The sequence below is a fragment of the Herbaspirillum lusitanum genome (assembly GCF_046025995.1).
GTDB classification, from domain to species: Bacteria; Pseudomonadota; Gammaproteobacteria; order Burkholderiales; family Burkholderiaceae_D; genus Herbaspirillum; species Herbaspirillum lusitanum_A.
In genome coordinates, this window is the sequence record NZ_JAQQFM010000001.1 from 440,350 (window position 1) to 464,744 (window position 24,395).

Consider the following 24,395-nt stretch of genomic DNA (forward strand, 5'->3'; position numbering starts at 1 on the left):
GAGTGCCGATAGCCGACGATAAAGCGAGCATCGGATGGGGCTGACGCGGGCTCACGCGGCAGCCGGGTATGGATAAGCTGCAGGTGAGCGCCGGATGTCACATGCCGGTAGTTTTTTTCTGCTGGCGGGCCCGGCACAACAATCCGATCTTGCGGCCCGGGCGAAAACCTGGGTCCGGCGCTGCATCGCAGTCCGTTTCGTGAGCAATGAAAATTGCAGCTTCAGCCTGCGTGCAGCCGATCCGCATCGCGCTTGGTGACGCCGGCCTTGGCGCTTCGCCCGGCGTCTTGCACGGCGGCATTCTCCTGCAGCGTTCCCGGACAACTGGGATCACGCCCGGTCCTGACACTCTCTTCCAGCATGTCGCGCATCGCGATCAGTTCGCCGCGCTGCGCCGCCAGCTCCAGTTCAAGCCGGCGCACTTCATCCAGCCGGACATCGATCTGCTCCATCGTCCTGAACTTGGAACAACGACCGTCGTGCATGAACAGACCGCGTATCGTCTCCAGCGAAAAACCCAGCTTTTGCACGGCCACCACGATCTTCAGACGCTTGAGCGCGTTGTCGTCGTAATGGCGATAGCCGTTGGCGCCGCGTACCGGCGCCTGCAGCAAGCCCTCTTCTTCATAAAAGCGGATCGCCGATGGGGCCACGCCGGTTTTTTCTGCCAGTTCGCCTATCTTCATTTTTGCCTTGACCTTCAAGTTGACTTGAAGCTTAGTATAAGCGCAGACACAACACGATGCAGGTGCGCCCGTGCCCGGCATCGGCTTGCGCTCTGTTTTTCATCCCTTATCACTATCGTCCGGAGTACCTCACATGACAGCAGTCATCCATGCACTGAACTGGCGTTACGCCACCAAAAAATACGATCCAAGCAAAACCGTTCCGGCGGAAACACTGGAACGCATCCTCGAAGCCGCCCGCCTGAGCGCGACCTCCAGCGGCCTGCAACCGTTTGAAGTGCTGGTGGTCACCAATCCCGAACTGCGCGCAAAAATCAAGGCGGTCGGCTGGGACCAGACGCAATACACCGATTGCTCGCACCTGCTGGTGTTTGCAGCATGGGACGACATCACGCCCGAGCGCATCAACATGATGTTCGACCTGACCAATGAGGTGCGCGGCACGGTCAACGAAGGCTGGGAAAATTATCGCCAGATGCTCACCGGCATTGCGGCGCAGCGCGGCCAGGAAGGCAACTACCAGTCTGCGGCGCGCCAGGCCTACATTGCACTCGGCTCGGCCATGATCGCGGCCGCATTCGAGAAAGTGGATTCGACGCCGATGGAAGGTTTTGACCCGGCCGCCGTCGATGAAATTCTTGGCCTGCAGGCCAGACATCTGCGCAGCGTGGTGGTCCTGGCGCTCGGCTATCGCGCGGCCGAAGGCGACTGGCTGGTCGATCTGAAGAAGGTGCGTCGCTCACGCGAAAACTTCATCACTGAAGTGAAGTAATCGCTTCCTCCCTGCTGCGCCCTCCGGCCTGAAACCGGCAGCACATCAGGGACAGAAGAACGCAAGACCCGCATGCGAAAACACGCGGGTCTTGTGCATTGGAGGTCGAGGATTTTTCAGATGCGGCGGGCTGAGAACGATCAGGGCCTGAGCGCTGCTGTGGCGGAAGCCTGCTCCGTGATCTCCATGAAAGAACCGACCAGGCGCGCCGAGCGCCGCTCGCTCAGGCAATACACGTAAGTATGCGTACTCACCGGATCGCCCTCGATCCGCACCATGCGAATGCGCGGATCGGGAATGAATTCGTCCTGCGATACCGTGCCTAATCCTAGCCCGCGCGCCACCGCTTCGCGCAGCGCTTCACGGCTGCCGATTTCCATCACGATCTGCGGCCGCACGCCGGCTGCCTGCAATGCTTTTTCCAGCGCCAGCCGCGTGGTCGAACCCTGTTCGCGCATCAGCATGGGCTGACCGGCCAGCTCTTCCAGCCGTATCGATTGGCGTCGCGCAAACGGATGACCGACATGCGCAAACAAGACGACCGCGTGCGCGGCATACGGCACGCTGACAAAACGTACATCGTCGCTGAAGGTGGCCAGCACTGCGACGTCGGTCACGTAATTTTCAAGGTCGGCCAGCGACTGCGCCGAATTGCCCAGCTTGATCGACAACTCGACCTTGGGATATTTCGCGCGATAGGCATCCACCATTTCGATGACATGGAAGGGCCCCACCGCGCCGATGCGCAGATGGCCCACGTGCAGCGCCCCTGAGTTGACCAGCAGATTGAGCGCATCCAGTTCCAGCTCGGCAATGTTTTGCGCGATCGGCAAAAGGCGCTGTGCAGTCTCGCTCAGGTCGAGCCGGCGACCGCGACGATAGAACAGCTCGACATTGTGATCGCGTTCCAGCGCCTGCACCTGCGTGGTCAGGGTCGGCTGGCTCACGCCCAGCGCGCGGGCAGCAGCGGAAAAGCCGCGATGGCGGGCGACGGCAAGAAAGGCGCGAAGTTGTGAAGGTGTCATCTATAGCTTCAATCAATAGATTGATCAGGATTTTTTGATTATATCGATAATAAGCTCGTCACAAAGCATGCTTAATCTTGCGTCTGTCCGGAGTCAGGCGCTGTTCCCTGCATCCGCTTATTCCACTTAAAACGATCAAGGATGAATCATGAAACGACGCTCGCTGCTGGCCGTGTGCCTGGGCCTTTTGACTGCCACGGTTTTCCATCCGGCGATGGCGGCGCCACCGCTGACGGTCGGTCTGATCCCGGCGGAAGATTCGCAGGCCATGCTGGAAAACAGCAAGCAAGTCATCGCCAGCCTGCAGGAACAGGTCGGCATGCCGGTCAAGCCTTTCATCGCCACCGACTACAACGGCATCATCGAAGCCCTGCGCTCGAAGAAGCTGGACGTGGCCTACCTCGGCCCGTTCTCGTATGTGCTGGCCAGTTCGGTCGCCAACGTCGAAGCCTTCTCGGTGGCGGAAACCAAGAAGACCGGCAAGAGTTCGTACAAGAGCCTGATCATCGTGCGCAAGGACAGCGGCATTCAAAACATCGAACAGCTCAAGGGCCACACCATGGCCTTCGTCGATCCATCGTCCGCCTCCGGCCATCTGTTCCCCAGCGCCGGTCTGCAGAAAAACAATATCGATCCGAACAAGTATTTCTCGCGCGTGATCTTCTCCGGTTCGCATGACGCCAGCATCCTGGCAGTGGCCAACAAGAAGGTCGATGCCGCCGCCGTGGCCGACCGCATTCTGGCCTCGGCCATCGCCAAGGGCGTGGTCAAGCAATCCGATTTCAACGTGGTGTGGACTTCGGCCGATATTCCCGAGTCGCCGATGGTATGGCGCAAGGATCTGGATCCGGCGCTGAAGAAGAAGATCGCGACCGCCTTCGCCAACATCAAGGACGTGCCATGGGGCGATCAGGGCGTGCTGAACGGTTTCGTGCCGACCGACGATGCCGCTTACAACGTGGTGCGCGACACCGCCAAGATCCTGAATCTTGATCTCAAGGCCATGAAATGATCCGCATCCGCGCGCTGACCAAGCAATACGGCAGCAATGCCGTGCTGCGCGGGGTTGACCTCGATGTGGCCGCAGGCGAGTTCCTGGTGGTGCTGGGGCCCTCCGGCGCCGGCAAATCGACCCTGCTCCGCTGTATCAACGGTCTGGTCTCGCCCTCCTCCGGCGAGCTGGTGGCAGCGGGTTTTGATGCCGGCGCCGCCACCCGGTCCCGCAGCGGACGCCAGCTGCGGCAGTTGCGCCAGCAGGTGGCGATGATTTTCCAGCATCACAATGTGGTGCCGCGCCTGAGCGTGCTGAAGAATGTATTGACCGGCCGCCTGGGCCAGGTCTCCACACTGAGCTCGCTACTGCAATTGTTTTCGCGGCAGGACGTGGCGCTGGCCATGGATTGTCTGCGCCGCGTCGGCCTGGAACACAAGGCCGCCGAGCGCACCGATGCCTTGTCCGGCGGACAGCGCCAGCGGGTCGGCATTGCCCGTGCACTGGCACAGCGGCCGCAAGTGATTCTGGCCGACGAACCGGTAGCCAGTCTCGATCCGAAGACTTCGCGGCTGGTGCTGCAATATCTGCGCGATGCCTGTCGCGAACTGGGTATCACCGTGGTGTGCAATCTGCATCAGGTGGATTACGCGCGTGAATTCGGCGACCGTATCGTCGGACTGGCGGGCGGCAAGCTGGTGTTCGACGGCCGTGGCGATGAGCTGCGCGAATCGCATCTCAACCTGATTTACGGCGGCGCCGATCAGAACAATCAGAGTAACGAGCACGCCCCATCCAACCATCACGCGCCATCGCCGGAGACGACGCGCGCGAGCGAACTGTCGATACAAGGAGCACTGTCATGAGCAGCCTGATTCCCGGCCTGCAACACAGCGAGGCGGGCAGCTATCGCGATTTCATCTGGACCGGCCCGCGCCCGCTGACCCTGCGCGCATGGCTGCTGTGCGTGGCCGCCGTGGTGCTGGTCGCCGTCGTGCTGGCCTGGAGCGCGCAAGGCACGCAACTGAGCTGGAGCGAACTGGCCAACGGCCTGCCGCAGATCGGCGACTTCCTGAGCCGCTCGTTCCCGCCCAACTGGAACATCCTCGGCAATCTGATCGCACCCGCCATCGAGACCATACAGATTGCGCTGTGGGGCACCCTGCTGGGCGTGCTGGCCGCGATCCCGATTTCATTTCTGGCGGCGCGCAACCTGAATCGCAATCGCGTCGTGTATCAGGCAGTGCGCCAGTTTCTGAACGTCACGCGCAGCATCAATGAACTGATCCTGGCGCTGGTATTTGTCTCGGCGGTCGGCCTCGGCCCCTTCCCCGGCGTGCTGGCGCTGGCCTTGCACGGAGTCGGCATGGTCGGAAAATTCTTCGCCGACAGCATCGAGGAAATCGACGACGGCCCGCTGGAAGCCTTGCGCGCCACCGGCGCCCGGCCCTTGCAGGTGGTGGCCTTCGGCGTACTGCCGCAAGTGATCACCGCGTGGATCGCCACCGTGCTGTATCGCTTCGAAGTCAACCTGCGCCAGGCCACGGTGCTCGGCATGGTCGGCGCCGGCGGCCTCGGTTTCGAACTGGTCAACAGCCTCAAGCTGTTCAAGTATCAGGACACCGCCACCTGCATCGTCGTGGTGACGCTGATGGTGGTGCTAGCCGATACGATTTCCAGCCGCTTGCGCAAGATGATTCAGGACGGCCGCGCGCACTGATTTCACCGCATGTTGCCGGCGCGACCTGCAACATGCGGCATTCAACATCTCGCAAGACCTCAACCTCTCTTCACAGAAACAAGAACTCATGTGGAATTATCACAATCCAGTGTCGGTGCATGCCGGCGCGGGTAGCCTGTCGCGCCTGCCGCAATTGCTGGGCGAACGGCGCGCCCTGCTGATCACCTTCCCCGAAGCCGCCGGCCTCGGTCTGGAACAGCACATCGCCGCCTTGCTCGGCCCGCGTCTGGCCGGCATCGAAAACGCGGTGCAACCCAATCCCGACGTCAGCTGGCTGGCCGCCATGTATGCCCGCATCTGGGCCAAGCATGCCGAGGTCGAATGCATCGTCGCCATCGGCGGCGGCAGCGTGCTCGACTGCGCCAAGGCCATGCTGACGCCGACGCCCGGCGGCTGCTTCGATGAACTGCTGGCGCATCTGCGCGACGGCGCCGCGCTCGACGGCAAGGACAGCAAGGCGCTGATCGCGATCCCGACCACCGCCGGCACCGGCAGCGAAGTCACGCCCTGGGCCACGATCTGGGACGCGGCCGCCGGCAACAAGTATTCGCTGCACCTTCCGTGGACCTGGCCGCAGGCCGCCATCATCGATCCGCAACTGATGCTCAGCCTGCCGCCCGGCGCCACGCTGGCCAGCGGCCTCGATGCGCTGTCGCATGCGCTGGAATCGATCTGGAACGTCAACCGCAATCCGGTCTCGGCCAGCCTGGCCGCCGGCGCCGCGCGCCAGATCATCGCCACGCTGCCGGCACTGATGCTGCAGCCCGCCAACCTGCAGCTGCGCGAAGACATGGCGCTGGCGGCGCTGCAGGCCGGCCTTGCGTTTTCCAACACCAAGACCGCGCTGGCGCATTCGCTGTCCTACGACATCACCCTGCATCACGGGGTGGCGCATGGCATCGCCTGCTCGTTCTCCCTGCCCGAGGTGATGCGACTGGCCTTCGGCCGCGATCCACAGGTCGACGCCTTGCTGCTGCACATCTTCGACGCCGTCGATACAGCGCAGGCGCTGGCCCGTCTGTCGCGCTTTCTGCAGGCGCTGGGCGTCAGCACCGACCCGGCGCATTACGGCATAGGCGACAACTGGGACGACATGGTGCAGCGCGCTCTGCAAGGCCCGCGCGGGCGCAATTTCATTGCCGCAGCTGCGGCCGCTTAACTCACCTGTTCAGCATCTTTCAAGCACAAAGGAATCCTCATGTTCAACACTCCCAAACCGGCGATTGCGCTGGAAGCCGTGATCTTCGACTGGGCCGGTACGCTGGTTGATTTCGGCTCGCTGGCGCCGACGCAAATCTTTGTTGACGCCTTCAAGAGCTTCGACATCGACATCAGTCTGCAACAGGCGCGCGGCCCCATGGGCCTGTCGAAATGGCAGCACATTCATACCCTGCTGGCCGATCCGGCCATCGCCGCACAATGGCAGGCTTGCATGGGTCACGCCCCGAACGATCAGGACGTGGATGCCATCTATGCGCGCTTCATGCCGATGCAGATCGCCAAGGTGGGCCACTATTCGCAGGCCATAGAAGGCGCCGCCGACACGCTGGCATGGCTGCGTGAACAAGGTCTGAAGACCGGTTCCTGCTCCGGCTATCCGCGCCAGGTGCTGGACGTGCTGCTGCCGCTGGCGGCGCAGGAAGGCATCGCGCCCGATCACGTGGTCGCCGGCGACGAGCTGGATGCCGGCGGCCGCCCCGGCCCCTACATGGCGCTAGCCAATGTGCTGGCGCTGAGGATTCGCGAGGTCGCGGCCTGCATCAAGGTGGATGACACCGTGCCCGGCATCGAAGAAGGCATACATGCCGGCATGTGGAGCGTCGGCATTTCATTGTCCGGCAATGAAGTCGGCTGCACCCGCGCCGAACTGGCGCAGATGCAGCCGGAGCAGATAGCCGCGTTGAAGGCCGCGGCCGAACTGCGGCTGCGCAGCGCAGGCGCACATTACGTGATCGACTCGGTGGCCGATCTGCCGGCCGTGACGGAACAGATTGCAGCGCGCCTGCAACTAGGTGAACGTCCGTGATGCCGACCTGCTCCTCGGCCAGCCTGTAACGAGAAAGCCCGCACATCGCGGGCTTTTTTAGTAGAGTCGGGATATTCAGAAATTCAGAAAAAATGCCGCTCGTTCAAAACAGCGCGGACACATCCAGACATCAACAGGAGGAGCAATCAAGATGAGCGATCACAATGATCAACACAATATAGAGCAGCGGGTCACCGCCAGCTTCAATGCGCAAGGTCTGATGACCACCCTCGGCGCACAGCTGGTCTCGGTGGGCGACGGCGAAGTGCATATCGCCCTGCCGTTTTCCATCCGGCTGTCGCAGCAACACGGCTACATGCATGCCGGCGCCACCACCAGCATCGTCGACAGCGCCTGCGGTTACGCGGCCCTGACCAAAGCGCCGGCCGGGCATGAAGTCGTCACGGTGGAATTCAAGATCAATATGCTGCGTCCGGCCATCGGCGAACGCTTTCTCGCCATCGGCCGCGTGCAGAATGCTGGCAAGCAGCTGAGCATCTGCACCGGTGAAGTGCTGGCGTTCAAGGATGGCGCCAGCAAAGTGATTGCGCTGATGCAGGCCACCATGATGCATGTGGCGCCCTGAAGCCGGCATCGCCATCGCTCTGTCCCAGGATGAAAAAAGCCCGCATGGATGAAACATGCGGGCTTTTTTCCTGTGCATGCCGCTCAGGCATGCAGCTGCAGCGAACTTACTTCTCTGCCTTGGCGCGCAGTTTGGAAACATCGCGCTCCGTTACCGCTTCGGCCTGATTGCTCCAGCCCTGACGCAGGAAGGTCGCCAGTTCCGCCACTTCGCTGTCGCTCAGGCGATGCGCGAATCCGGGCATCACCAGAATCGACGGCGCTTTCTCGGTCGACGGCGTGCGTGCGCCTTGCAGGATCACGTGCACCAGCGCGCCGGGATTGCCGGCGTTGATCACGCTGGCGCCGTCCAACTCGGGGAAGATGCCGCCGGCGCCCTTGCCGGTGACGAAGTGGCAGGCTGCGCAATTATCCAGATACAGGCGCTCACCCAGCGTCAGATCCTTGGCGGCGGTGAGTTTCCTGATGGTCTCATCGCGGCCCTGCGGCTTGATGCCGCTGCTGCGCGGCGGCACTTGCGTCAAGGTCTTCAGATACGCCGCGATGGCTTTCAGATCTTCATCCTTCAGATGCGAGGTGCTGTGCTCCACCACCATGCTCATCTCGCCGGCCACCGACGATGTCTTGTTGCGACCGGTCTGCAGATAGGCCACGATGTCGTCGGCGCTCCAGCGCGGCATGCCGCGCAGCGATGGCACCGCCCAGCCGTTCAGCTCGCCGCCGGCCAGAAATTGCGCATCGCTGCTGTCGCCGGCTTTTTCGTTCATGGCGAAACCGCGCGGTGTGTGGCAGCTGCCGCAGTGGCCCAGACCTTCGACCAGATAGGCGCCGCGCCTGATCTCGCCGCTCCAGCCGTCCTGCGCCCTGAATGGCTTGTCGGAAGCGAAGAACACATTCCACAAGGCCATACCCCAGCGCATGTTGAACGGGAAACTCATCCTGGTGGCCGGCGGATCGGTGGCCACCGGTTTCACGCCATCCATGAAGTAGGCATACAGCGCGTGCACATCTTCATCCGAGACCTTGGCGTAGCTTGGATACGGCATGGCCGGATACAGATGCGTGCCGTCGGCGCGCACCCCCTTGCGCATGGCGTCGGCGAACTGCTGCTCGGTGTAATTGCCGATGCCGTGCTGCTTGTCGGGCGTGATGTTGGTGGAATAAATGATGCCGTGACCGCTGTCGATGGCGAGACCGCCGCTGTACTCGGCCTTGCCGGCTGCACTGTGGCAGGCCATGCAATCGCCGGCGCGCGCCAGATAGGCGCCGCGCTGGACGACGGCCGGATCGTTCGCGGCGCTGGCGATAGAGAAAGTGCTCAGACTCAGGGCCACGATGGCCAGTAGTTGTTTCAGACTGTTCATGTTTGGGATGCTCATGCCTTGACCAGGGGGCCTGGATTTTTCAGGTAATACTTCTTGATCGCCTCTGCCGCGAACAGCGTGATGGCGCCGATGGTGGCGGTCGGGTTGGCCTGGAAGTTCTGCGGAAAGGCGTTGCCGCCCGGTACGAACACGTTATGCACATCCCAGGATTGCAGATAGCGATTGAGCGCGGAATCCTTGGGCGAGGTGCCCATGATGGCGCCGCCCACGTTGTGGGTGGACACGTACTTGGTGATGTCCCAATGCGAATCCAGTCCGAGGAAACCTTCGGAGACCATGTCCGGTTTGAGCTCCTTGGAGATGTTCATCACGATGTCGCGCAGATAGCGTTGCAGCTTCAGCTCATTCTGACGCCAGTCGAAAGTCATGCGCAGCAGCGGCTGGCCCCATGGATCCCTGTAGTTCGGATCGAGGTCCAGAAAGTGGCCGCGATAGGACATGCAGGTGGTGGTGATGCTGACCTTCATCGAGCGGCCGTACCAGTCCACCATGCCGTCCTTCCAGCCCTTGCCCCAGCTGGGCGTGCCCGGCGGCAGCGCGGTGCCGATCGGGGCGCCGCTCGACTGCGAGCTGTGAATCTTGGCGCCGCCGATGAAGCCGAGCTTGATGCCGTCGTCGAAATTGCCCGGCGAGATGTCATTGAACATTTCACCGGTGGCGCCGGCGGTGACGAAGGGATTGAAGTTCTTGTCCTTGAAGAACAGCGTGGCGCCGCCGTTGGACAGGAAGGCGTAGTTGCGGCCGATGGTGCCGGTTTCGGTGACCGGATCGTAAGGCTTGCCGATGCCCGACAACAGCATCAGGCGCACGTTGGCGAACTGGAAGCTGCTCAGAATCACGATCCTGGCCGGCTGGAATACTTCGCGCTTCTGCTCGTCGTAATAGGTGACGCCGGTGGCCGTCTTCTTGTCGGCGTGCAGGTTGACCTTGATCACGTTGGCGTTGACGCGATAGTCGAAGTTCGGCATGCGCTTGAGCACGTCGAGAATCGTGGTCTGCGGCGAGGCCTTGGAATAATTCAGGCAAGGATATTTGCTGCAGTAGCCGCAATAGTTGCACGGTGCGATCTGCGCGCCGTAAGGATTGGTCCAGGCCTGCGACACGTTGGCCGACGGATTGGGGAAAGGGTGGTAACCCATCTGCGTCGCCACCTTGGCGAACATCGAGCTGTTGAGCGTGTCGTGCAAGGCCGGCAGCGGATACGGACTGGAACGCGGACCTTCAAACGGATCGCCGCCCGGCATGATTTTTCCGCCGAGGTTGCCGGTGTTGCCGGACAGGCCGCAGACCTTGTCGAAGAAGTCGTAATGCGGTTCGATTTCTTCCCAGGTGAACGGGAAATCCTTGATGCGCATTTCCGGATCGAGCGTGCCGCGCTTGTAGGCCTGGTCGGCATAAGTCTTGAGCTTGATGTCGGTCGGCGTCGGGCGAATCAGCACGCCGGTCCAGTGCAGACCGGAACCGCCGACGCCGGTGCCCGGTGCAAACGCGCCCCATTTGCGGGTCGGCAAGGCTGCCTGCTCCTGGTTGTAGCGCACCGTCAGCGCGGCATCGCGCGGCGTGGCGAACACCTTGTTGCGGGTGGCGTAGCCGTATTGGTCGGCCGGTTTCGGATAAGCGAAATCTTCCGGCGGACGATCCGGGCCGCGTTCCAGCGCGCGGACTTTCAGACCTTCACGCGCGAGTTCGATGGCCATGATGGAGCCGGCCCAACCGAGGCCGACGATGACGACATCGACTTCGTCGTTAGTAATGTTTGGCATAAAGAGGCTATTCAATGAAGTAGCGCACAAGGCGCAAGGCAGACACGGGCCGGACAGAAATCAAACCCGGCGCCTGCATGAAAATCGGAAGCGGATCAGGCGCGCTTGCCGCTCAGGCTGACCGGACCCAGCGGATACTTGACGTTGTGCTGATCGATCCATTCGGTGTAGGCCGCGCGGGCGCCCGGGAAGCCGATGGCGACCCAGGCCTTCATGTCCTTGTTGCCGCCGTACATCGGGTCGGCCAGATAACCGTTCTTGGTGTCGCCCAGCATCTGGCTGAAGAATTGCGAGGCCTTGAGCGTGCTCACACCCATCGCTGCAAAGTCCACGCCATTCTTTTGCAGCGCGGTCAGGAAGGCGTCTTTCTCGGGCGCGCTCAATTGTTCGAACGGCTTGCCGTGCAGCTTCTGGCTTTCCTGCTGCGCCAGCCTGATCCCGATGCGATACACCTCTTGCGGCGCATGCGGCATCTGGAAGCCCATGGTCGCAGGCGCATCCACCTTGTGCGGACCTTGCTGATAAATGTCGCTGCCAAGACCCACGTGCAATTGCTGATCGATGAACACAGGCACATTGGTTTCCAGTGCGCCGGGGCCCTTGCCTTCGGTCGGAATCAGACGGTCGCAGGCAGCCATGATGAAGAGCCATTCGGCGGCGGAAAAGAAGACCGGCTGGTACTGGCGCAGCTCTATGCCCTCAAGGCCTTCGGCGCGTGCCTTGATCATCGGGATGGAAGCAATGGGGACTGCGGCGGCCGTGGCAACCAGCATGGCCCGGCGCGATGGACTGAATTTCGGTGTCGACATTTTGGCGAATGATGTTTGAGATGAAGAAAGACCTGCGCAGCAGCGGCAGCAGCCGTTGCGCGATCAGCGAACAAAATGGAATGAGCCGGGTAACCCGAGCGGGCAGATGAATTGCGCTGAACGCACAGCGCGATCAGCACGATTGCAACCATCAGCCGGCGTCGGTCAAAGCCGAACGGCGCGCATTATCCGGAGGGCGGACGTGTTCGCCTCTGGGTACTGCAGATGGTATGAATGGTTTGTGCGTGCTGCGGGCGGATCATCGCCGGGCCGATCAGATCGGAGGCGGATGCAGCAGTCAGGTGAAAGCTGACTTCTTGGGTATGGATTTGGGCCATTGCCTGAGTTTCAGAGTTAATAAACGCGTCTCCGAAAATCTCATCCAGTCTGGATGACTGGCATTTTTTATTGTATTTCACTGCAGTTTCACGCATCTGAAAGAAGCATATGCACTTCGCTTTTTTCTTGCGCTGCTGCATGCAGGCCTGAACATGAATACCGCCAGGGCGCCAGTGAACTGACACGGGTCGGATATTAGCATTGATAGAAGTAGGATGTCGCAACTCTTTCGAAAAGTTGTCATACATTATGTGAGCATAATCCAACAGCCTCCCTGCATTTCAGAGCTGTTCGCTCACGCCAGGCTGCGAATAAAAAGACGAGTTCTTACAAACAACGCCGGCACCGGGCATCACCGCAAGCCAGGCACAAGCTGCCGGATAAAAAGAGGAGCAAGGCCTGCGCCGCTCCTCTTTCCTGAATTCTCCTGCAGCTTGTACAAAACGCGTTCAGCGCCCCTCAGTTCGCGAGCAGATGCAACTCAGAAGGTTTCCCATGAACTCTCATCGCTTTTTACCGCAAGCGATTTCGACTCCTCTGCTCGCAGGCGCTCTGCCCGCGGCGTGATGTTCCTGGTCTCGGGCATTACCTTGCGCTGATAGGCAGGCGCCACCTTGGCCCCCACTGAGACCGGGACCGGCACGGCCCCCTGCGTCAGCTTGAAAATGCTGATTGCCTGCGACAGCCGCATGGCCTGATCCTGCATCGACTGCGCCGCCGCGGCGGCTTCTTCGACCAGGGCGGCATTCTGTTGCGTGACCTCATCCATCTGTGTGATGGCGCGGTTGATTTCCTCGATGCCGGTGCTCTGCTCCGAGCTGGCGGCAGTGATTTCGCCGACGATGTCGGTCACGCTCTTCACGCTGGCGACCACTTCATCCATGGTCGCGCCGGCCTTGGCCACCAGCTTGCTGCCGTCGTCCACTTTCGCCACCGAATCGTCGATCAGGATCTTGATTTCCTTGGCCGCCGAGGCGGAACGCTGCGCCAGACTGCGCACTTCCGAGGCCACTACCGCGAAACCGCGCCCCTGCTCGCCGGCGCGCGCAGCTTCCACCGCCGCGTTGAGCGCCAGGATGTTGGTCTGGAAAGCGATGCCGTCAATCACACTGATGATGTCGACGATCTTCCTGGAGGACGTGTTGATGGCATCCATGGTGCCGACCACCTGGCCCACCACTTCACCGCCCTGAATCGCCACTGCCGATGCCGAGGTCGCCAGGTGATTGGCCTGGCGGGCATTCTCGGCATTCTGCTTGACGGTCGATGTCATCTGTTCCATCGCCGATGCGGTTTCTTCCAGCGAAGAAGCCTGCTGTTCGGTGCGCGACGACAGATCCAGATTGCCCGAGGCAATCTCGTTGGAGGCAGTGGTGATGGTATCGGTGCCGCTGCGTACATTGCTCACGATGCCGAGCAGATTGTCGTTCATCTTCCTGAGCGCCTGCATCAGTTTGCCGGTCTCATCATTGGACTTGACCTCGATGCGCGTGGTCAGATCGCCCCCGGCGACGTTCTCGGCCACCCGCACCGCTTCATTGAGCGGGCGCACGATGGAGCGCACCAGAAAGTAACCGAGGATGATGGAAGCCAGCACCGCCACCACCGAGCACACCAGCGTGATGTCGATCGCCAGCGCGCCTTCGGCACGAGCCTTTTCGCCCTCCTGCTGCATCTGCTGATCCTGCGAGTTGGCGAAGCTGGTCGCCAGTTCCAGGTAGTTGTTCTGCGAAGCGGTGATCTTTCTCAGCACGTATTCGCCGGCAGCCTCGGCATTGCCTGCCCTGGTCAGCGCCAGCAGTTCGGCCTTGCCGGCTTCGAAATTCAGACGTGCATCGTCGAGCACCTTGATCTTCTTCTTGCCGCCGTCGGTCGTCTGGCGGGCGGCGATCTTGTCAATCGCATCCTTGGTCTTCTTGGTTGCAACGTCCAGTTGAGCGTAGCGATTCTTGTTGAGTTCAGGGCGGCCGGCGTCGATCACGATGCCGCGCAGATATTTGATTTCGTCGTTGACGCCGTCACGCACGTCGAACGCCCAGCGCACCTTGAGATAGCGGTCGCCAAGAATCTGATTGATGGAGGTGTTGATATTGTTGATCTTGGTGACGGCAGTGACGCTCACCACGACCAGCAACAGAATGACCAGAGCAAACACCGCAGCCAGGCGGGCCCCTACCCCTAGATTTTTAAAATGGGTCGACATTACTAGTTCCTTTACCGTTAGCACAGGAACCCGCAAACAAGAATCTGCAAACGGAGTTCCGCAAAGACTCATGGAATGAGTGCTTGTCTCTCCCCGCCTTTTTTTGGAGGCTTTGATTCTTGTCTTGAACAGTAATGAAGCCCTGAACAAATTTTTTTCATCTGATTCGGCGGCGATGATGCTCTAAAAATAAAAAGCTGGCAATCGAACCTAAGGCATTCACGAAATCCTTACATTTTGACGTCAACCTCGCCAACGATCATGCTGTCTCGTTTCTCCTTTACTGGAAAGAACTCCAGCCGCACAAGACATCCGATACGACGGGAATTCAGCATCTTATTTCGTGTTGCTTAACTTCCACGCGCGCCATAAAAGCATCGATGAACGATCGTGCGCAAATGAGCACACCAACATCCTCATCCGCTTTTTTGGCGTCGGCAGCACCAGCAAGGAAACTGCCGGTGCGTCCCGCGTGTCCGGATAGCAAAGCGCGAGACACCGGGCGTAAGGCGCGTCTTGCAGCGGCAAGGCCGAAGCTTTCTTCCCGCCTGCCACTCTCGGTCATCGCACTTTTTTTCGTGCCTGCGCCTGCCAATTATTCGCTTGTGCGACTGCAGCACAGATCTGACACTAGACTCCAACAAGCGGGGCTCCAGACAACCGCGTGTTTCCTTATTTTTCCCACCAAATTAACGGAACATCGACACCATGGACGCTAAGGCATACAAGAAAACCATCCTCTCCCTCTCGCTAGGCCTGCTGTTTCTGCTCGACAATCAAAACGCCCATGCCGACCAGTTGGAGCAGGTAAAGAAGCGTGGCACGCTGATCTGCGGCGTGCTCGGCTCGGTGCCGCCATTCGGTTATCAGGATCCCAAGACGCGCGAGCCGATCGGCTACGACATCGAGATGTGCAAGACGATTGCGCAGCATCTCGGCGTCAAACCCGAGCTGAAAGTGGTGGCCGTGCCCGCGCGCATTCCGGAAGTAAGCCAGGGCCGGGTGGATATCGTCGCCGGCTCGCTGGGCTGGACTCCGGCCCGCGCAGAACAGATCGATTTCAGTTTCGCTTATTACAAAACGCTGACCGTGCTGGGCTATTCGGCCAGCACACCTTACACATCGTGGGCCCAGTTTGCAGGAAAACGCATTGCGGCCGGCAGCGCCACGACTTCAGCGGCAGCGGCCAAGGAAAAAATTCCGCAAGCCACATTGGTGACCTTCGACGACATCTCACAAGTATTGCTTGCGCTCAAGCAACGCAAGGTCGACGCCGTCGCGCTCAATGAAATCTTCCTGCAGCAATACAAGAAGCGGACACAGGGCACGCCGGACGCCATCGACTTGCTGACCGATCCGCCGCTCTTTGCCGAGACCTACGGTCTGGGCATCAAGAAGGGTGAAACAGCATTGGTCAACGCCGTCAATGATGCACTGCTGGATGCCGACAAGAAGGGCGAGCTCGACAAAATCTTCGACAAGTTCGTCGGCAAGGATTCAGAGTTCAACATGACACGCCGTTTCAAGGTGGAAAAGATCGGCGAGTAACACGTCATCGCCGCATCGCCGTGCAATACGGCGCGCCACGCGCAATGTCCGGGGCGGCTCCGCCCCTGGCATCCACATTTCCTTAGCTCCCGATCGGCCATGCAGCTATTCGAGTTTCTTTCAGTCCTGAAAGCGCCTTACGGCATGCAGCTGCTCGGCGGCATCGTCGAGATGCTCAAGCTGACCGTGCTCATGTTCGTGTTCGGATTCATCTGGGGCGTGGTGCTGGCGGTCTTGCGCGCGCTGCCGGTCCGCCCGCTGCGCTGGCTGATTGCCCTGTACGTCGAATACCATCGCAATGTGCCGCTGGTGATCCAGATTTTCATCTGGTACTTCGGCGTTCCGCAACTGCTGCCGGAAGGCGTCCGATTCTGGGTCAACAAGCAGCCCATCGAATTCCTGTTTGCCTTCATCGCCATGTCATCGGCCTTCGGCGCCTATATTTCGGAGGATCTGCGCAGCGGTATCCGCTCGATGGACGGACGTCAAACCGAAGCGGCGCGCGCACTCGGCTTTTCCTATCTGTCATCGATGTTCTGGATCGTCCTGCCGCAAGCGCTTCGCTCGGCAGCGCCGGCCATCATGAATCAAGCCTTGCTGTTCTTCAAATCGACCAGCCTGGCCATGACCATTGGCGTAGTAGAGCTGAGCTATCAGACGCGGGCCATTCAGGATGCTACCTATCGCACCTTCGCCATCTACTCAGTGACTACCCTCATCTATCTGGCGATCTCATTCATGCTGATGAAAGCCGGCGCGCGTCTGAGCAAGCCTAAGTGGGGGGCCGGAAAATGATACAGATCGTTCAGGACAACTGGCTGCTGCTTCTGATCGGCCAATACCCTTACGGCCCGCTGGGCGGACTGGCGATGACGCTGATCATCGCCGTCACCAGCCTGTTGCTGTGCATCCCGGTTTCGATCGCGCTGGCGCTGGCAATGACATCGGGCAAGCACTGCCTGGTACGGCCGGCAAGGGCACTGGTGCAACTGATGCGCGGCATGCCATTTCTGATGCTGATCTTCTGGGCCTACTTCGCCTTGCCCCTGCTGATCGGCCACGAAATCGGCCCGGTCACCACGCTGATCGGCACGCTGGTGGTCTACAAGTCGGCCTATATCGCCGAGATCGTGCGCGGCGGCATCGAGTCGCTGCCCAAGGGACAAATTGAAGCTGCGCATGCTCTGGGGCTGAATTACATCAGCCGCACCTTCAGCATCGTTCTGCCGCAGGTGGTCATGAACATGTTGCCCAGCATCGTCACGCAGTTTGTCGGCATCGTCAAAGATACTTCGGTGGGTTACATCATCGGCGCCAATGAACTGGCCTTCGCCGGCAATCAGCTCAATGCCACGCTGTTCACGCAACCGTTTGAAGTGTTCCTGATCATTGCAATTGTCTACTTCGCGATGAATTATCTGCTCAGCAGCTTTGCAAGCTATATCGAAGGGCGTATTCAGAAGGCGCGTTCGAACAGTCCGGCGCTAGGCCAGCAGGGAGCGGCAGCATGAGTCAGGATGCAGTCATCTTCGACAACGTGATCAAGAAATACGGCGAGAACCTGGTGATCAACGGCATCAACGCCAGCGTCAGGCAAGGCAGCACCGTGGTGCTGTGCGGCTCATCGGGTTCGGGGAAATCGACGCTCATACGCATGGTCAACCGGCTGGAACCGATCAGCGGCGGACGCATTTTTGTCGACGGCATCAACATTCACGATGCACTGATCAACGTCAACAAGCTGCGCAGCGGCATAGGATTTGTGGCGCAGTCCTTCAATCTATTCCAACATCTCACGGCGCTCGACAATGTTGCGATTGCCCTGCGACGGGTCAGGAAAATGGGGAAGGATGAAGCTGCTTCACGTGCGCTCACTCAGTTGCGCCGGCTCGGCCTGGAGGCGCATTGCGCCAAATATCCGGCCCAGCTTTCAGGCGGCCAGCAGCAGCGTGTAGCCATCGCCCGGGTGCTGGCGATGGAGCCAAAACTGATTCTGTTCGATGAACCGACCAGCGCGCTTGATCCTGAAATGGTCGGCGAAGTGCTGAACGCCATGCGTACGCTGGCAGAAGAGGGGCTCACCATGATGTGCGTCACGCACGAAATGCATTTTGCGCGCCAGGCGGCAGACCAGATCTGGTTCCTGGAGCAAGGAAATCTGCTGCAAGACCTGCCGGCAGAACAATTCTTTACCGGGAATGAAAATGAACGGGTACGCCGCTTCCTGAACTCGATCAACCACTAGATCAGGCACCTGATTAGCCACTAAGCCTATCCATGCAATACCGAAAGCCGATCGGATCGGCAGGGGCGAACTCGCGCCTGCATTTTTGCAGACGGCACATCCATGAGGAGAATCACCATGAAATTATCCCAACGCGCAAGCAACAGCAAACCATCCATGACCATGGCCCTGATCGCGCTGGCCAACGAGAGGAAGGCGCAAGGCCAGGCCGTGATTTCGATGGTGGCCGGTGAGCCCGACTTTCCGACGCCGGACAATATCCGCGTGGCCGGCATCCGGGCAATCGCCACCGGCGACACGCGCTATGGTGCGGCCACCGGCAGCCCGGCCCTGCGCCGCGCCATCGCCAAAAAATTCGCGGAAGACAATCAGGCCACGTTCACGCCGGATCAGATCGTGGTCGCCACCGGCACCAAGCCGCTGTTGTACACCGCCTTCATGGCGCTGTGCGATGCTGGCGACGAAATCATCGTACCCGCGCCTTACTGGGTGTCCTACCCCTCGCTGGTGGAACTGGCAGGGGCCAGCACCGTCATCCTGTCCTGCGGCGAAGAGGCCGGATTCAAGGTCACGGCGACGGCGCTGCGCGCAGCCGTCACCCCCCATACGCGCGTCCTGCTGCTGAACTCGCCGGGCAATCCGACCGGCGCGGTCTACAGCAAGCAGGAGCTGGAAGAGATACTCGCGGTGCTGCGTGACCATCCACGCATTTTTCTGGTCACCGATGAAATCTACGAGCATCTGGTGTACGACGGCCAGCAGCATTATTCGCCAAGCGCGCTGGCGCCCGATCTGGCCGGACGCATCATCGTGATCAATGGCTTTTCCAAGGGCTACGGCATGATCGGCTGGCGCCTCGGCTTCGCCGCCGGGCCCAAGGAAGTGATGACCGCCATGGGTTCCTTCCTCAGCCATATTCTCGGCGCGCCCAGCACCATCACCGAAGCCGCCGGTCTGGCTGCGCTGGAAGAGCCCAAGCCTTACCTCAGGGTTTACCGTGAAGATTACGAAGCACGCCGCGATCTGGCGCTGGCGCTGATCAGGGAAATCCCCGGCGTGCATTGCGCAACGCCGGGCGGCGCCTTCTTCCTGTTCGTGAACTGCACCGGCCTGTTCGGCAAGACCAGTCAGGCCGGCTCCGCCATCACCGACGATGCCGCGTTTGCCAGAGCAGCGATTGAAGAAGCCGGCGTCGCCATCGTGCCCGGAGCCTCGTTCGGCATGCCCGGCTATTTCCGCCTCTCGTATTCGATGTCGACGCAGGACATACGCACCGGCCTGCAAAGCCTGATCCGCTTCTGTGCGGCGCTGGTCTGACCGGACAGAGATCCCTCCATGAAAATCTGTATTCTGGGGTGCGGCGCCATCGGCGGCCACCTGGCGGTAAAGATGTCACTGGCCGGCGCGCACGTCAGCGTGGTCGCCAGAGGCGCCATGCTCGCTGCAATTCGCACCAACGGCCTGCGCCTGAAAACCGCAGCCGGTCGCGACTGGGCTGTCAAGATCAGGGCCGAAGAAGATCCCCGTGCGCTGGGTCCGCAGGACTTCGTCATCGTGGCGGTAAAGACCACGGCGCTGGCGCAGGTCGCGACGTCGATCCCGCCTCTGTTGTCGGCGAGCACCGGCGTGGCGTTCATGATCAACGGCCTGCCCTGGTGGCTGCTGCAGAAGCTGGCCGGCGCCGGTGCGGATAGCGCCTGGTCGCCGCGCGTGGCGGCGGTGATCCAGGCACTGTCCTCAGTATCTGGCCCGGAACGCATCATCGGCGGCATCGCCGGCTCCGCCAACCAGGTGCTTGAACCGGGCGTGATCTGGAACTCCAGCCCGCACGGCGCCTTCACCTTCGGCGAACCGGATCACACGCTCTCGGCACGCGTGCGTTATCTGGCCGGACTGGTCAATCAAAACGACAGCGTCGGGATCGCCTCCCCCGCGCTGGCCGACGATATCTGGAAAAAACTATTCATGAACGTAGTCACCGGCCCACTCGGCGGACTGACCGGCGCCTGCAGCGCCGACATCGTGGAAGACGCCGGGCTGGCGCCGCTGGTGCAACAGATGGGCCGTGAAACGATCGCGGTTGCCATGGCCTCCGGCTGCAGCACACCGGCCACGGAGTACGGCTACATCAAGGGCATCGGCAAGCACAAGAGCTCCATGCTGCAGGACTTCGAAGCCCTGCGCAGGCCCGAGCTGGATAGCCTGCTGGGTGCGCTGGTCGATCTGGCCCGCATAAAACGGGTCGCGGTGCCGATGCTGGAGATGGTGCTTTCGCTCACCCGCAAGCGCGCGCAAGTGCTGGAGATTTACTGATGAATGCCTTGACCAATATCGTGCCGGTTTTTGCGATCATCTTCGGCGGCTGGCTGGCCGCGCGCACCCGCTATGTGAGCGAGAGCGTGGAAAAGGGACTGACTGAATATGTTTTTTCCATCGCCGTGCCGGCGCTGATCTTCAACGCGCTGACACGGCCCGATGTACAAGGCGAACTGGTTCCCAGTTTCTGGGCAGCCTATTTCGGCGGCGCAGCGATTGCCTGGATAGTGTGCGGACTGACGGCGCGCTATCTGCTTCGGCAGCCACGCCAGCATGCGGCGATGCTGGGATTTTCCACCAGCCAGTCGAATACCGTATTTGTCGGCGTGCCACTGATTCTGCACACTTTCGGCGATGCCGGCGCGTTACCGCTATTCATGCTGCTAGCCTTGCATATGCCCTTGATGATGGGTGCCGCCACCTTTGTGCTGGAGGCACAGAACGGCACCTCGCCAGGCGATTCCATGAAAGGCGTGGCCCGCTCCCTGTTCAAAAATCCCATGTTCCTGGCCCTGATACTGGGCGCACTCACGCGTTTTTCAGGACTGACATTTCCCGGCATGCCGCGTGATATTGTCGGCGCGCTCGGCGCCACTGCGTCAACCTGCGCCCTGTTCGCATTGGGCACGTCCATTCAACGCCTCGGGCTGAGCGGCCAGTGGCGCAGCACCAGCCTGATTACGGTCGGCAAGCTGCTAATCCATCCGCTGGCGGTATGGCTGCTGGCGACCCGGGTATTCTCCATGCCACCGGTATTCGCCGGCGTAGCGACGCTGTTCGCAGCCATGCCGGTCGGCATCAACTCCTATCTCATCGCCATGCGCTACAAGGCCAACGAAGGTTCGATCGCGCTTGGCGTCGCAATCAGCACGCTGATCTCGGTGCTGACGACGACAATGTGGCTTGCGGTACTGGAACATGCAGGCGATTGACGCAGCACGACACGGTCTTATTGCAGGCGGGTCTGGGTCGCCTCATCTCCACGATGCAGCATGTCTTCCGGCTGCGCGGCATGCAATTCAGCAGTCTCCAGAAGAGCGCGTTTGCGGGTGGCGGAGAACAGCGTCGTTTGCGGTCCCGGCGGAAATGAGAAATCGCACACGCGCTTGGCCGATTCGACGATCGAATCGACCAGCGGGTGCGCCATATGCTTGCGATAGACCACGTAAAATGGCAGGCGCTGCACACCAGCCTCGGTATTGATGCGGACCAGGCTGCCGACATCCAGATAGGGCTTCAGATAAGTCAACGGCAGAAAACTCACCCCGATGCCGCTCAGCACCAGTTGCACCATCACCGCCATACTGTTGGCCGTCATGGTGTTCTTGCTGGGAATCCCCGCCAGTTGCTGATTGACCTGGGCACCGCACACGCCCTGCGCGGTATGAATCAACACCGGATAACGCGCCAGATCCTGCAAACTGAACATTTCATCTGACACACCCAAAAGCGGACTCGCGAGCCAACAGAATTCCTCGTGACCGATCGATATGCTTTCAAACTCGCGATCGAACATGGCGCCGGGCAGAATCGCCGCGTCTATCATGCCTTCGCGTAAACCGGCAAGCAAACTGGTACCGCAGTTGACTTCCATTTCAAGGAGAGCGCCGACATGATCAGCCCGAATGCTCTGCACCAGTTTTGGGAGCCAAGTCAGAGAAACAAGTTCAGAAACACCCAGCTTCACCTTGCCCTGATACGCCGCAATGTGACTCATTGAAGTGAGCAATTTGCTATTGGCAGTCAGCACATCTTCCGCTCTGATCAGCAGGCTTTCACCTTGCGCCGTGAGCTTAGGTTTACGGCAGGAACGCTCGATCAACTGCGCCCCCAGGAGGTTTTCCAGCTCGGTGACGCGTTTGGCGACGGCCGATTGGGAAGTGCAAAGATGGGCTGCAGCGGCTTGAAAGCTACCCAGCTTTGCGCTCCAGCAAAAAGCTTCAAGCTGCTTGATCGTGGGATTGTGAAGTGCCATATAGTCGGTCGTCCTATGTGGTCGCAGGTGCGACTCTTTTCGCAAGAACTGTGCCAATAAATAGCCGCCGGAAAGACAGTCGCTGACGGGCTCGCCGCATGGCAAGCAGACAACGCTGAATGTCGTGGAAAACAGCCCGCCCGTCTCACCTCGATCCGTTCGCCGCCAGCGTAATGCCAAACAGCACCAGCACAGCACCGAAGCTGCGGTCTATCCAATGGCGTACCGCCAACAGCTTTTCACGCACCTTGCCGGCAGAGAAACAGACTGCGACCAGTGCAAACCAGGCAATGTGGGCGGCTGAGATGAAAGCGCCGTAGCCGAGCTGTACGCTCAGCGGCGTGGCGCTGCCGACCACCTGCATGAACAGGCTGACGATGAATATCGTGGTTTTTGGATTCAGTGCATTGGTCAAGAAACCGATGCGCAAGGCTGCCAGATCGGACAGAGGCGCGGCGCGCTGGTCGGCCGGCTGGTCTGAGGATGTGCTGCGCATCATCTTTACCCCGAGATAAACCAGATACACCGCGCCGATCAGCTTGATGAGATTGAACAGCAATAATGATTGTTGAATCAGCAGGCCGACGCCGAGGATGGTGTAGGCCACATGCACCAGCACACCGGCGCCTATGCCCAGCGCGGTCAGCACGCCGGCGCGGCGCGACAGCATCAGACTGTTGCGCGTGACCATGGCAAAATCCGGCCCGGGGCTGATTACGGCCAGTACAGTAATGGTGATGACAGCTAACAATTCGGTCATGATCCGCTCTTTCTATAAAATGCCAGGTGACAGCATGCTATTCATAAAACAGGACGATGACTAACGATGAATTCTGACCATGATGGTGAGCAAAACTCACTGATAGCCGATGAGCGATTGCCATCCCTGCAGGCCCTGCGCTGCTTCGAAGCCGCCGCGCGTCTGGAGAACTTCACGCAGGCAGCGGCCGAACTCCATCTGACGCATGGCGCAATCAGCCGCGCAGTGCGCACGCTGGAAGACGATCTGGGTCTGGCCTTGTTCGAACGAAAACAGCGTCGCGTGTTTCTGACCGAGGCCGGTCGCCGTCTGGCGCGCGCCGTGCATGAAGGCCTGGGTCTGATGCAAAGCGCGGTGAGAGAGTTGCGCGCCAGCGCACGGCAGTCGCATCAATGGGTGCTGTCCTGCGAACCCACACTGCTGATGCGCTGGCTGATTCCGCGCTGGACCGATTTTCAGCAGCGCCAGCCCGATCTGAATGTGCATCTGGTGGCGGGCGGCGGTCCATTTTCATTTGGCAGCGGCATCGATCTGGCAATCCGGCGCGACGATTTTTCCTGGCCGGACAGCCTGCATGCCGAAGTGCTGTTTGCAGAAAAAGTCGGTCCGGTATGCCGGCCCGACAAAGTGGCGGACTGGTTCACCGCACGCAGTCCCGGCCTGCGCGCCAATGCGCCGCGGCTGCACACACGGACACGCCCCGAGGCATGGCAGGAGTGGGCGCAGCTGGCCGGCAAGACGCTGCCGAATGCAGCGGAGCAGTCCTTCGACCACTTCTACTTCAGCCTGCAGGCGGCGGTGGCGGGACTGGGTGTGGCGATCGGCCCCTGGCACCTGGTGCGCGACGATATCGCATCCGGCGTGCTGGCCGCGCCGCTCGGCTTCATCAACGACGGCTCCAACTATTGCCTGCTGTCTCAGACCGAGCTGACTGCAGGCAGCCCGCAAGGCGATCTGCTGGAATGGATCAGGGGCATGGCTGCTGAAGGCCCTCGTGCTGCATGAAAGGAAAATCGAACAAGTTGTAAGCCTCCTGCAGTTCAGCGATGAATTCGCGCATGTGATGACAACACCGTCGGGCCTGTTCGAACTCCCGGATGTGCTCAACGCTGAAGGGAAGATGCCAGTTGCAGCCGCTGCGGTCCGGCGCATTGCGCATGATTCCCTGATATCTCATTTGCCGGCATGCCGGGCAGCCGCTTAATCGTTCGAGCAACAAAAACTCG

Annotated in this window: 24 protein-coding genes; 15 read left to right on the plus strand and 9 right to left on the minus strand. The window is 60.5% G+C overall.

Annotated elements, in window-relative coordinates:
* Positions 1 to 221: 221 nt before the first annotated feature.
* Complete coding sequence (locus tag PQR62_RS01955) at positions 222 to 686, minus strand: MerR family transcriptional regulator (RefSeq protein ID WP_408154227.1); 465 nt, start codon at positions 684 to 686, stop codon at positions 222 to 224.
* A gap of 133 nt (positions 687 to 819) precedes the next feature.
* Between PQR62_RS01955 and PQR62_RS01960 the strand changes: the two genes are divergently transcribed.
* Positions 820 to 1,458, plus strand: a complete 639-nt coding sequence (locus tag PQR62_RS01960; RefSeq protein ID WP_408154229.1) for an NAD(P)H-dependent oxidoreductase — start codon at positions 820 to 822, stop codon at positions 1,456 to 1,458.
* Between the two features lie 140 nt (positions 1,459 to 1,598).
* Here PQR62_RS01960 and PQR62_RS01965 read toward each other — a convergent pair whose 3' ends face one another.
* Complete coding sequence (locus tag PQR62_RS01965; protein WP_408154231.1) at positions 1,599 to 2,483, minus strand: LysR substrate-binding domain-containing protein; 885 nt, start codon at positions 2,481 to 2,483, stop codon at positions 1,599 to 1,601.
* Between the two features lie 148 nt (positions 2,484 to 2,631).
* Between PQR62_RS01965 and phnD the strand changes: the two genes are divergently transcribed.
* From phnD to PQR62_RS01995, 6 genes are all read left to right on the plus strand, one after another.
* On the plus strand, positions 2,632 to 3,495 hold the full coding sequence (phnD, locus tag PQR62_RS01970; RefSeq protein ID WP_408154233.1) for a phosphonate ABC transporter substrate-binding protein: 864 nt from the start codon (positions 2,632 to 2,634) through the stop codon (positions 3,493 to 3,495).
* On the plus strand, positions 3,492 to 4,340 hold the full coding sequence (gene phnC, locus PQR62_RS01975) for a phosphonate ABC transporter ATP-binding protein (RefSeq protein ID WP_408154235.1): 849 nt from the start codon (positions 3,492 to 3,494) through the stop codon (positions 4,338 to 4,340). The genes phnD and phnC overlap by 4 nt, the downstream gene beginning before the upstream one ends.
* Positions 4,337 to 5,194 (plus strand): phosphonate ABC transporter, permease protein PhnE, encoded by an 858-nt coding sequence (phnE, locus tag PQR62_RS01980; RefSeq protein ID WP_408154237.1) that lies wholly within the window; start codon positions 4,337 to 4,339, stop codon positions 5,192 to 5,194. Before phnC ends, phnE begins: the two co-directional genes overlap by 4 nt.
* 88 nt (positions 5,195 to 5,282) lie before the next feature.
* Positions 5,283 to 6,374, plus strand: a complete 1,092-nt coding sequence (gene psrA, locus PQR62_RS01985) for an iron-containing alcohol dehydrogenase PsrA (RefSeq protein WP_408154239.1) — start codon at positions 5,283 to 5,285, stop codon at positions 6,372 to 6,374.
* Between the two features lie 39 nt (positions 6,375 to 6,413).
* On the plus strand, positions 6,414 to 7,241 hold the full coding sequence (gene phnX, locus PQR62_RS01990) for a phosphonoacetaldehyde hydrolase (RefSeq protein ID WP_408154241.1): 828 nt from the start codon (positions 6,414 to 6,416) through the stop codon (positions 7,239 to 7,241).
* Between the two features lie 151 nt (positions 7,242 to 7,392).
* Positions 7,393 to 7,827, plus strand: a complete 435-nt coding sequence (locus PQR62_RS01995) for a PaaI family thioesterase (RefSeq protein WP_408154243.1) — start codon at positions 7,393 to 7,395, stop codon at positions 7,825 to 7,827.
* 106 nt (positions 7,828 to 7,933) lie between these two features.
* Here PQR62_RS01995 and PQR62_RS02000 read toward each other — a convergent pair whose 3' ends face one another.
* From PQR62_RS02000 to PQR62_RS02020, 5 genes are all read right to left on the minus strand, one after another.
* The gene (locus PQR62_RS02000) at positions 7,934 to 9,190 is read right to left on the minus strand and encodes a c-type cytochrome (RefSeq protein WP_408154245.1); all 1,257 of its coding nucleotides are present in this window, start codon (positions 9,188 to 9,190) and stop codon (positions 7,934 to 7,936) included.
* A gap of 11 nt (positions 9,191 to 9,201) precedes the next feature.
* A complete protein-coding gene (locus PQR62_RS02005) occupies positions 9,202 to 10,974 on the minus strand; it encodes a GMC family oxidoreductase (protein WP_408154247.1) in 1,773 nt (590 codons plus the stop codon).
* A gap of 95 nt (positions 10,975 to 11,069) precedes the next feature.
* The gene (locus PQR62_RS02010; RefSeq protein WP_408154249.1) at positions 11,070 to 11,783 is read right to left on the minus strand and encodes a gluconate 2-dehydrogenase subunit 3 family protein; all 714 of its coding nucleotides are present in this window, start codon (positions 11,781 to 11,783) and stop codon (positions 11,070 to 11,072) included.
* 185 nt (positions 11,784 to 11,968) lie between these two features.
* The gene (locus tag PQR62_RS02015; protein WP_408154251.1) at positions 11,969 to 12,370 is read right to left on the minus strand and encodes a hypothetical protein; all 402 of its coding nucleotides are present in this window, start codon (positions 12,368 to 12,370) and stop codon (positions 11,969 to 11,971) included.
* 233 nt (positions 12,371 to 12,603) lie between these two features.
* On the minus strand, positions 12,604 to 14,325 hold the full coding sequence (locus tag PQR62_RS02020; protein ID WP_408154253.1) for a methyl-accepting chemotaxis protein: 1,722 nt from the start codon (positions 14,323 to 14,325) through the stop codon (positions 12,604 to 12,606).
* A 708-nt stretch (positions 14,326 to 15,033) separates the two neighbouring features.
* Between PQR62_RS02020 and PQR62_RS02025 the strand changes: the two genes are divergently transcribed.
* From PQR62_RS02025 to PQR62_RS02055, 7 genes are all read left to right on the plus strand, one after another.
* Positions 15,034 to 15,873 (plus strand): transporter substrate-binding domain-containing protein, encoded by an 840-nt coding sequence (locus PQR62_RS02025; protein WP_408154254.1) that lies wholly within the window; start codon positions 15,034 to 15,036, stop codon positions 15,871 to 15,873.
* Positions 15,874 to 15,972: 99 nt separating this feature from the next.
* Entirely contained in the window at positions 15,973 to 16,668 is a 696-nt protein-coding gene (locus PQR62_RS02030) for an amino acid ABC transporter permease (protein ID WP_408154256.1), read from the plus strand.
* A complete protein-coding gene (locus PQR62_RS02035) occupies positions 16,665 to 17,384 on the plus strand; it encodes an amino acid ABC transporter permease (protein WP_408154258.1) in 720 nt (239 codons plus the stop codon). The genes PQR62_RS02030 and PQR62_RS02035 overlap by 4 nt, the downstream gene beginning before the upstream one ends.
* On the plus strand, positions 17,381 to 18,118 hold the full coding sequence (locus PQR62_RS02040; RefSeq protein WP_408154260.1) for an amino acid ABC transporter ATP-binding protein: 738 nt from the start codon (positions 17,381 to 17,383) through the stop codon (positions 18,116 to 18,118). Before PQR62_RS02035 ends, PQR62_RS02040 begins: the two co-directional genes overlap by 4 nt.
* A 117-nt stretch (positions 18,119 to 18,235) precedes the next feature.
* On the plus strand, positions 18,236 to 19,435 hold the full coding sequence (locus PQR62_RS02045) for a pyridoxal phosphate-dependent aminotransferase (RefSeq protein WP_408154262.1): 1,200 nt from the start codon (positions 18,236 to 18,238) through the stop codon (positions 19,433 to 19,435).
* Positions 19,436 to 19,453: 18 nt separating this feature from the next.
* Complete coding sequence (locus PQR62_RS02050) at positions 19,454 to 20,431, plus strand: ketopantoate reductase family protein (protein ID WP_408154264.1); 978 nt, start codon at positions 19,454 to 19,456, stop codon at positions 20,429 to 20,431.
* Positions 20,431 to 21,366: an AEC family transporter gene (locus PQR62_RS02055; RefSeq protein ID WP_408154266.1), complete on the plus strand. Its 936-nt coding sequence runs from the start codon at positions 20,431 to 20,433 to the stop codon at positions 21,364 to 21,366. Before PQR62_RS02050 ends, PQR62_RS02055 begins: the two co-directional genes overlap by 1 nt.
* Positions 21,367 to 21,383: 17 nt before the next feature.
* Here PQR62_RS02055 and PQR62_RS02060 read toward each other — a convergent pair whose 3' ends face one another.
* Together PQR62_RS02060 and PQR62_RS02065 are read right to left on the minus strand one after the other, a co-directional pair.
* Entirely contained in the window at positions 21,384 to 22,409 is a 1,026-nt protein-coding gene (locus tag PQR62_RS02060) for a LysR family transcriptional regulator (protein WP_408154268.1), read from the minus strand.
* A 145-nt stretch (positions 22,410 to 22,554) separates the two neighbouring features.
* Positions 22,555 to 23,169, minus strand: coding sequence for a LysE family translocator (locus tag PQR62_RS02065; RefSeq protein WP_408154270.1), 615 nt, complete (start codon positions 23,167 to 23,169; stop codon positions 22,555 to 22,557).
* 66 nt (positions 23,170 to 23,235) lie between these two features.
* On the opposite strand from PQR62_RS02065, the gene PQR62_RS02070 reads away from it, so the two are divergent.
* Positions 23,236 to 24,174, plus strand: coding sequence for a LysR family transcriptional regulator (locus PQR62_RS02070; RefSeq protein ID WP_408154272.1), 939 nt, complete (start codon positions 23,236 to 23,238; stop codon positions 24,172 to 24,174).
* Positions 24,175 to 24,395: the final 221 nt, after the last annotated feature.

What these genes read in the sequence shown, in the direction of transcription:
- PQR62_RS01955 (WP_408154227.1), bottom strand. Translation starts at nt 686, where the DNA reads ATGAAGATAGGCGAACTGGCAGAAAAAACCGGCGTGGCCCCATCGGCG.
- PQR62_RS01960 (WP_408154229.1), top strand. Translation starts at nt 820, where the DNA reads ATGACAGCAGTCATCCATGCACTGAACTGGCGTTACGCCACCAAAAAA.
- PQR62_RS01965 (WP_408154231.1), bottom strand. Translation starts at nt 2,483, where the DNA reads ATGACACCTTCACAACTTCGCGCCTTTCTTGCCGTCGCCCGCCATCGC.
- phnD (WP_408154233.1), top strand. Translation starts at nt 2,632, where the DNA reads ATGAAACGACGCTCGCTGCTGGCCGTGTGCCTGGGCCTTTTGACTGCC.
- phnC (WP_408154235.1), top strand. Translation starts at nt 3,492, where the DNA reads ATGATCCGCATCCGCGCGCTGACCAAGCAATACGGCAGCAATGCCGTG.
- phnE (WP_408154237.1), top strand. Translation starts at nt 4,337, where the DNA reads ATGAGCAGCCTGATTCCCGGCCTGCAACACAGCGAGGCGGGCAGCTAT.
- psrA (WP_408154239.1), top strand. Translation starts at nt 5,283, where the DNA reads ATGTGGAATTATCACAATCCAGTGTCGGTGCATGCCGGCGCGGGTAGC.
- phnX (WP_408154241.1), top strand. Translation starts at nt 6,414, where the DNA reads ATGTTCAACACTCCCAAACCGGCGATTGCGCTGGAAGCCGTGATCTTC.
- PQR62_RS01995 (WP_408154243.1), top strand. Translation starts at nt 7,393, where the DNA reads ATGAGCGATCACAATGATCAACACAATATAGAGCAGCGGGTCACCGCC.
- PQR62_RS02000 (WP_408154245.1), bottom strand. Translation starts at nt 9,190, where the DNA reads ATGAACAGTCTGAAACAACTACTGGCCATCGTGGCCCTGAGTCTGAGC.
- PQR62_RS02005 (WP_408154247.1), bottom strand. Translation starts at nt 10,974, where the DNA reads ATGCCAAACATTACTAACGACGAAGTCGATGTCGTCATCGTCGGCCTC.
- PQR62_RS02010 (WP_408154249.1), bottom strand. Translation starts at nt 11,783, where the DNA reads ATGTCGACACCGAAATTCAGTCCATCGCGCCGGGCCATGCTGGTTGCC.
- PQR62_RS02015 (WP_408154251.1), bottom strand. Translation starts at nt 12,370, where the DNA reads ATGTATGACAACTTTTCGAAAGAGTTGCGACATCCTACTTCTATCAAT.
- PQR62_RS02020 (WP_408154253.1), bottom strand. Translation starts at nt 14,325, where the DNA reads ATGTCGACCCATTTTAAAAATCTAGGGGTAGGGGCCCGCCTGGCTGCG.
- PQR62_RS02025 (WP_408154254.1), top strand. Translation starts at nt 15,034, where the DNA reads ATGGACGCTAAGGCATACAAGAAAACCATCCTCTCCCTCTCGCTAGGC.
- PQR62_RS02030 (WP_408154256.1), top strand. Translation starts at nt 15,973, where the DNA reads ATGCAGCTATTCGAGTTTCTTTCAGTCCTGAAAGCGCCTTACGGCATG.
- PQR62_RS02035 (WP_408154258.1), top strand. Translation starts at nt 16,665, where the DNA reads ATGATACAGATCGTTCAGGACAACTGGCTGCTGCTTCTGATCGGCCAA.
- PQR62_RS02040 (WP_408154260.1), top strand. Translation starts at nt 17,381, where the DNA reads ATGAGTCAGGATGCAGTCATCTTCGACAACGTGATCAAGAAATACGGC.
- PQR62_RS02045 (WP_408154262.1), top strand. Translation starts at nt 18,236, where the DNA reads ATGAAATTATCCCAACGCGCAAGCAACAGCAAACCATCCATGACCATG.
- PQR62_RS02050 (WP_408154264.1), top strand. Translation starts at nt 19,454, where the DNA reads ATGAAAATCTGTATTCTGGGGTGCGGCGCCATCGGCGGCCACCTGGCG.
- PQR62_RS02055 (WP_408154266.1), top strand. Translation starts at nt 20,431, where the DNA reads ATGAATGCCTTGACCAATATCGTGCCGGTTTTTGCGATCATCTTCGGC.
- PQR62_RS02060 (WP_408154268.1), bottom strand. Translation starts at nt 22,409, where the DNA reads ATGGCACTTCACAATCCCACGATCAAGCAGCTTGAAGCTTTTTGCTGG.
- PQR62_RS02065 (WP_408154270.1), bottom strand. Translation starts at nt 23,169, where the DNA reads ATGACCGAATTGTTAGCTGTCATCACCATTACTGTACTGGCCGTAATC.
- PQR62_RS02070 (WP_408154272.1), top strand. Translation starts at nt 23,236, where the DNA reads ATGAATTCTGACCATGATGGTGAGCAAAACTCACTGATAGCCGATGAG.